This is a genomic window from Enterovibrio nigricans DSM 22720 (genome assembly GCF_900167155.1).
In the GTDB taxonomy this organism is placed as follows: Bacteria; Pseudomonadota; Gammaproteobacteria; order Enterobacterales; family Vibrionaceae; genus Enterovibrio; species Enterovibrio nigricans.
Map to the genome: position 1 here is coordinate 1 of NZ_FUXU01000129.1, position 6,581 is coordinate 6,581.

The 6,581-nt window shown below is 35.6% G+C and carries 6 protein-coding genes; all 6 read right to left on the reverse strand.

Annotation, left to right across the window (positions count from 1 at the left end):
- Window positions 1-46: 46 nt before the first annotated feature.
- Window positions 47-1,588: an apolipoprotein N-acyltransferase gene (gene lnt / locus B5D35_RS22085; RefSeq protein WP_078754598.1), complete on the reverse strand. Its 1,542-nt coding sequence runs from the start codon at window positions 1,586-1,588 to the stop codon at window positions 47-49.
- On the reverse strand, window positions 1,578-2,840 hold the full coding sequence (locus B5D35_RS22090; RefSeq protein ID WP_170915248.1) for a TolC family protein: 1,263 nt from the start codon (window positions 2,838-2,840) through the stop codon (window positions 1,578-1,580). The genes lnt and B5D35_RS22090 overlap by 11 nt, the downstream gene beginning before the upstream one ends.
- A gap of 68 nt (window positions 2,841-2,908) precedes the next feature.
- Window positions 2,909-4,075, reverse strand: a complete 1,167-nt coding sequence (locus tag B5D35_RS22095) for an ABC transporter permease (RefSeq protein WP_078754600.1) — start codon at window positions 4,073-4,075, stop codon at window positions 2,909-2,911.
- Complete coding sequence (locus B5D35_RS22100) at window positions 4,023-4,697, reverse strand: ABC transporter ATP-binding protein (RefSeq protein WP_078754601.1); 675 nt, start codon at window positions 4,695-4,697, stop codon at window positions 4,023-4,025. The genes B5D35_RS22095 and B5D35_RS22100 overlap by 53 nt, the downstream gene beginning before the upstream one ends.
- Entirely contained in the window at window positions 4,678-5,763 is a 1,086-nt protein-coding gene (locus tag B5D35_RS22105) for an efflux RND transporter periplasmic adaptor subunit (RefSeq protein ID WP_078754602.1), read from the reverse strand. The genes B5D35_RS22100 and B5D35_RS22105 overlap by 20 nt, the downstream gene beginning before the upstream one ends.
- A gap of 53 nt (window positions 5,764-5,816) precedes the next feature.
- Entirely contained in the window at window positions 5,817-6,134 is a 318-nt protein-coding gene (locus B5D35_RS24165; RefSeq protein WP_139367834.1) for a hypothetical protein, read from the reverse strand.
- Between the last annotated feature and the right edge of the window lie 447 nt (window positions 6,135-6,581).

Here is a 6,581-nt window from a genome sequence, read left to right on the forward strand (position 1 = left end):
CTGATTGAAAATCAGTTCACTTTTTAACTCAGGATAACCTAGGGTCTCAGCGGCCTTCTACTAACTTTGCAACGGAGCCCTTCACAGAGCTGTAAAATAAAACCCCAATCGCGTTCGCGATAAGCAACGCAATCAGAGGATAATCTGAGTATCTGGCATAAGGCGTGGCCCCCGTCGCATACTGTAATTCAAATGACCTCACCATGCTCTTCCCTTCTGGTAGTTGAAAAATCACCCTACCTTTCTCATCGATTAATTCTGAAATACCAAATGTATCGACCCGCAGCACCGGGCTTGCATTTTCTAATGCACGAACACGGGAAAAGTTATGTAAGACTCCTGGGCCCTGTGTACCGGCCAACCAGGTTTGAGACCCAATATTAAGCAGCAAGTTGGATTCAATACCGTTTTTATTCACCACATTGGGAAAGTAAAAGTCATAACAAATAGACGGAGAAACTAGATAACCTTTCACATCCCAAACGGTGTGTTTAAAGTAGCTCTTAGACAGACTGGAATTATCAAATGTATTGTAAAAATGCTTGAGTATCCCTGGAGACGTTTCCGCAAAGGGGATTAACGCCTGTTTACCATAGTAGTAGTTGCTCAATCGCCACAATGGCTCATCGTCAGAAAACGTCCTCAACTCTTCTGGAGTGACATAAAAGGCAGACACCACTGGAATCCCGGTTTCATTATCAGAGTTATTGAAAGCGCCAAAAATCAGATATGAATCTCTTTCCATTGACCATTCTCTCAGTCGGATGAAAAATGACTTTGGAAAATTGTAAATAATCTGGTTAGAAAGCACTTCTGGTAATACAACCAAATCGGTATCCAAAGGTACTTGATTCAGAAGGGATAAAATGTTGTTGGGAAACTCAATATCTCTGGTTTTTATCGAATTCAGATTTTCACCAGTTTGTACGACCGATACTTTTAAAGGGTCTTTTTTCTGATATTCAGTATAGTTTCTATCATTGGCCAATAGTGTGATAAATATGACCATTACCAAAACAGAAATGGTATATCGATTAAAATTAGCCAGAAGCATTGCAGTGAAAAGCACAATTGCACTCACCAGTAAACCTCCACCAATGGGAAAGTAGACACTAAATGGCGAGTCAATATGAAAATAATTTAGCTTTAAAGTGCTTAAACTATAATTGTAATTCTGCGTCAGAAGATCAATGGTCATCCAAGCACTGAAGGCCGCAGTTAACCTGATATACGTTGAATATTTTCTCAAATGGTAAGACACTATCACCATAAAGATATAGGGTAGCAACATTAAAACATTAGCGATTCCCACAAGAAAAACACTCAGTGGCAGACCAATATCAGTATTTATATATAACGTTTCAAAAAGATAATAGGTTGATAACAACACCCAGACCACAAAAAAAGACACCGAAAAGACAGAATAGTTTTTGAACAACTTATTTCTAAGAAAATACTCCGAGCCACTTAAAAATATCGCCAGTCCAATAATATTGAAAACCCAGGAAAAATGGTCATCCCACCATAATGGAATAGTAAAGAAAATCAGACTCGAAGAAAATATTATGTTGTTTTTATCAAAATTCATAGCCAGCTTCCAAGAGCAAATCTACACGCTTGTTGTTAAAAGCGCGTTTATCTTCGTGAGTAATATTTTCCTTTCTAAGTGTATCGATAGAAAAATCAAGAAAATCCAGGTAAGAAATACTGCCAAACTGATATTTAAGCGCTATCTTTTTCGACTCAGATTCCCTCACTTTCATTTGCTCCAAACTATATAGATAGTTACTCCTAGACTCACTATAATCAAAGTACGCTTTGGATAGTTTTAATACTCCCTCATATAAAGACTTTTTATACTCGTAAACGCTTTTTCTATACGTTTTAATTCTGGACTCTTTCATGTTGATTTTGTCAGAAAAATCCAAGGGAAACGCAACAGATATAGAGTTCAGGAAAGATGACATTGTGATATTCTGAATGACTTCCAAGAAATCAGTACCAATTGATATTGAAACCTCTGGTATAAACAGAAGGTTTGCATTCCTCGCATCCGTATATGACAATGCCATTTCAAACTCTTTCAGCTTCACTTCGTTGCTGTTAGCAATGTGATAGAATGAGAATCCTGATAATAGTGGTGAAGATTCACTGATATCGAAAAAGTAATCACCCTCCTTCAATTCCAAACCAGAGTCCATTTTTAGTTTGTATAAAATCTGTTTCCTGCGTTGATTCTTTTTGTCCAACTCATATTCTGTTAAATTCACATCACGAATGCTGTCCAACCATTTGGACTCAGCAACCTTACCCTTGTGGAATAACAATTCAATTATTTCTGCTTTTTCCCGCTGGAGGATTATAATTCCCCCCAGAATAGTGCTCGTTTTATCAATTTCCTCAATATCATATACAATCTTTGAAAGATCAGAAAAAACATGGCTTGAAACTATTGATAAGTTCACAGCCTTAATTTTAGACAAAATGTCAGACTTTGAACTTTCAGATAGTTTTGAAACGATTGAGTTGAGACTGGTGTCTGTGGATAACGACCCGTAATAGGAATTAATACTATCCTTCTTTGATATTGATGTCGAAACCCCAATCCCCAAAGTAGGAAATGATGCCAATGAATTCGAATTATTACTCAGTTTTTTTATGTCAGCTTCCAACTCCTTTATTCTCACATTGGAACTGTTACTGATTACGTGTTCATAAATTTTTATAAACTTTACGTTATCTATGTAGTTCCTTATGCGAAGGATTCCGTCTACGTTGTTTGAGAAATGTGACGGGATTAGGGCTTCACTTTCATATGAGAAATAGGATGAATCTGCCACATATAAACTTTCATCTAAGCCAGTGCACGAATACATCAGTGAAGACAACAATAAAATGGATATGACTCTCATAAATCCCTCAGAATTTTAATGACTGACAAATTCATGATCTTAATACTGGGTGTTATTGCGCTGAAAAACGCAGAAACAGTACCAACAAAAATAGATAACAAAAAGTGTTCCGGATAAAAAGAAAAGTCCAAGCCAGGCACCAGTAAGACTAACACCATAGACAAAATCAAATAAAGGACACCACCTAGAATGACACCAAATTGGCAGATGACAAAAGTTTCAATCAATAAATTGATAGTCAGGTTTTTCTTTGTTTCACCGTAAGCTAACCTAATGCCAAATTCCATCTTCCTTTTACTCACTAACCTGCTCAATGCATTATTGACATTTACTGTAGCTACGACCATGAGTATCAATGAGATAAGCAAGAGATACTGTTGAATTTCTGATATGTTTTTCGTTATTGCCTCTATGATATCCTTACTGACCTTAATTACTATATTCTTACTCGTATCACCGAATACAATATCAATAGAAAGTTTAATTCGATTGTATGATTTCAAGATGTTTTCTGGGTTGTCATCAACAAATATTAACTTTTCGATTCCTTTATCAGAAATCTCTCTTAACGTTTTATATGGAATGTAGACAGGGGAATCATCACGCCCATCATATTCATTAACAATGACAAATTTCTCATCTCCTATTTCTATATATCTCTCACCATTATTACCAACCATGAATATTCCACTCAGTGCTTTTGGAACGATGGCCACCTTGTTCATTGTATTCATCATGATCGCATTGATGTCTTTACCGAATTTTGATTGGTAGTAAAAATCATTTATCGTCAAGATATTGATGAAATTACCATCTACAACTGTATTGACGCTACTTGAGATACCTATCTCTTTATAGCGCATTAATATCTTAAGTTTTGCTATGTCACTATCTGTAAAAGACTGTTCATTCAATTCACTCCCATTGAGAAAGTATGCTACAATGGTATTGTTTGATAGGGAAAGAGATTCGACAACATTGTTCTTCATTTCCTGACCAATATTTAGAACTGCAGTAATACACGCAACACCAAGAGATATACTGATAATGGCAGGGTAAACAATACCCCTGCAAAGAAAAAGAATACGGAGAACATACAATAAGTCGATGTTAACTTTCATCGTTGATACATTTTTTAAAGATTTTTCCTTTTCTAATTTCATAGTTATTCTTCACTAAACTCGTAATTTCAATGTCATGCGTTATTAGAATTATTGTTTTTCCCTCTGAGTTTAACTCCGAAAGAATTTCGTATATTATTCTCTTATTTGAAAGATCTAATGCCCCAGTAGGTTCATCTGCAATGATCACTCTTGGTGAATTGATAATTGCCCTCGCGATAGCGATTCTTTGTTGTTCTCCTCCCGATAATTCATTTGGAAAAGAATCTATTTTTTCTATCAACCCAACTTTCTTTAGAACATTATTAATGAGTTTTTTCTTTTCACTACTTTTGTGCTTTATCTTTATAATAAGGTCTAAATTTTCTCTGATTGTCAGGTAGGAAATAAGATAATAGGATTGAAATATAAATCCAAAAAACTGATTTCTAACATCCTCCAACCCTTTTCTACCAACCATCTCTATTCCATCAAGCAGATAAGAGCCAACAAAATCATCATCAAGTAACCCGATAATATTGGTAAGGGTACTTTTCCCACTACCAGAACTACCTAAAATTGAGATAAATTCGCCATCTGAAATGGTCAGATTGATATCAGATAATATTTCCATGTCATGAATTTTCTTGGAGATTGAATTCAATTTAATCACTGGTAGAGTCATTGTTAGCTACCTTTACTTTAAATCCGTTAAGGTCCACCCCCACTACTTCAACCTTTCCATTTTTAACTGCACCAAAATTTGCTTTTACTAACTGCTGGTTACCATAAGCATCGAAGGTTTCGAGGTATTGGACATTATCTTTATCTTCTATATAAATATTAAACGGAACATAGTGTCTAGTCGTTGATTCTCCAGACAATACAAATGCGTCTATTTTCTCACCAACAAGAATATCATCCATTTCACTCGTAATTCTAGCAACGACCTTGTACCGTAGAACGCCTTTTTTAATGCTGTCCTGATCGGGATAAGGAACTTTTACACTGACAACCCCATATATTTCATTTTTCTCTCCCTCGCTGTAAAAACCTTGCACTGTCATACCAACATTAATATTTTTAAAGTCAGAGGGCTTTACGTAGAAAACCAAATTTAAATTTTCGTTGCTAAAAACTTCAATTATTTGCTTGTCCCGTGATAATTGGCTAAATCCAATATCTGGGCATTTGTAAACGGTACCATTTATCGTAGAAGTAATGACAATTAACTTATTGCTCTTAATATAATCCAGTTGACTTTTTATCTGATGTACTTTTAGCTCTATCTCCTTCAGCGATAGGATATCATTTTCATATTTGAATTTGGCTTTTTTCAAGTCATCTTCAAGAATAGCCTTCGCATTAAAGAGTACTTGCGCTTCTTTTAATTCTTCCTTTGAAAGCCTCACGGACATAGACTGTTTCTCCAAGCTTATTTTTGCCAACTCGAGATCCTGAGACAGTTTGCTGATATCCTCATTCGCGTCTTCAAGTTCAAGAGAAACAATAGGGTCACCCTTTTTGAGCACGTCTCCCTCTTTAACAAAGAGCTGCTTTAATTTTTTTTTTTCATCGACAGAGATTTTTATTGTTCCTTGAGACTGGACTTCAGCAGTTACCTGTATAAAGTTCTCTTCTTTTACTGTCTCTACTTCCACCATTTCATATATTTCCGACTTTGTTATTTTTTTAGACAGGAATATACCAGATAACAATGCAACGATAAGAAGAGCAACGAGTATTCTCATGTTTATAAACTACCGATTTAGTAAGCATGCCACCCACAAGGGTGGCATGATGTTTAGTTGGTTTTTTGGAAATTGTATTGACTTACAAATGCACCAACATGGAAATAATAAGGCTTGCTATGTGTATTGGTACCAAGAGCCCCTTTTGCTTTCCATCTTCTATCTAGTGGATCGTAATAATTTAATATCACGCGATATGGGCAGCTATTTGTTACCGCAATATAGTTTGCAAACACGCCTGACTGGATATTTTGTAAGTGGGCACATTTATCAGGAGGTGGAGGTCCACCACCACCGGCAAATACTGTATCAGATATTCCAAGCAGCAGTGAAAGAGCTGACATTGATAAAGTCAACTTACTTTTATTCATTATTACTTCCTTATGTTATTTTTAATTTAATAATTGCTCATTTAGCAAGAGTTAACAAATGTAACAAATTTGTTACAGGAGAATTAAACGCAGAAAATACAGTTACCTCAAATTTAATAGCGTTTTTTTTGAAGGCGCTCAAAGAAATCAAAATAACCCAGTCGTTTATTAAAAATATTTAAGTCGTGATAATCGAAAATTTTTGTTCATTTATGTGTATTATTTACACATAATAAAGGTGACACTTATATCTGATTGTTTTTTTGAATTTTTAATGGGCTTTGTTGCGTAAATCGATGGAACTAAACCAATCGCTTGCGATCTGATCGGCTACATACACTCAAGTCTGTAGCCGGCTCCGTTGCAAAGTTAGTAGAAGGCCGCTGAGACCCTAGGTTATCCTGAGTTAAAAAGTGAACTGATTTTCAATCAGGCACACTTCGCCCT

Excerpts from the sequence above, each read along its gene's own strand:
- lnt (WP_078754598.1), bottom strand. The coding sequence starts at position 1,588 with ATGAATTTTGATAAAAACAACATAATATTTTCTTCGAGTCTGATTTTC.
- B5D35_RS24165 (WP_139367834.1), bottom strand. The coding sequence starts at position 6,134 with ATGAATAAAAGTAAGTTGACTTTATCAATGTCAGCTCTTTCACTGCTG.
- B5D35_RS22095 (WP_078754600.1), bottom strand. The coding sequence starts at position 4,075 with ATGAAATTAGAAAAGGAAAAATCTTTAAAAAATGTATCAACGATGAAA.
- B5D35_RS22105 (WP_078754602.1), bottom strand. The coding sequence starts at position 5,763 with ATGAGAATACTCGTTGCTCTTCTTATCGTTGCATTGTTATCTGGTATA.
- B5D35_RS22100 (WP_078754601.1), bottom strand. The coding sequence starts at position 4,697 with ATGACTCTACCAGTGATTAAATTGAATTCAATCTCCAAGAAAATTCAT.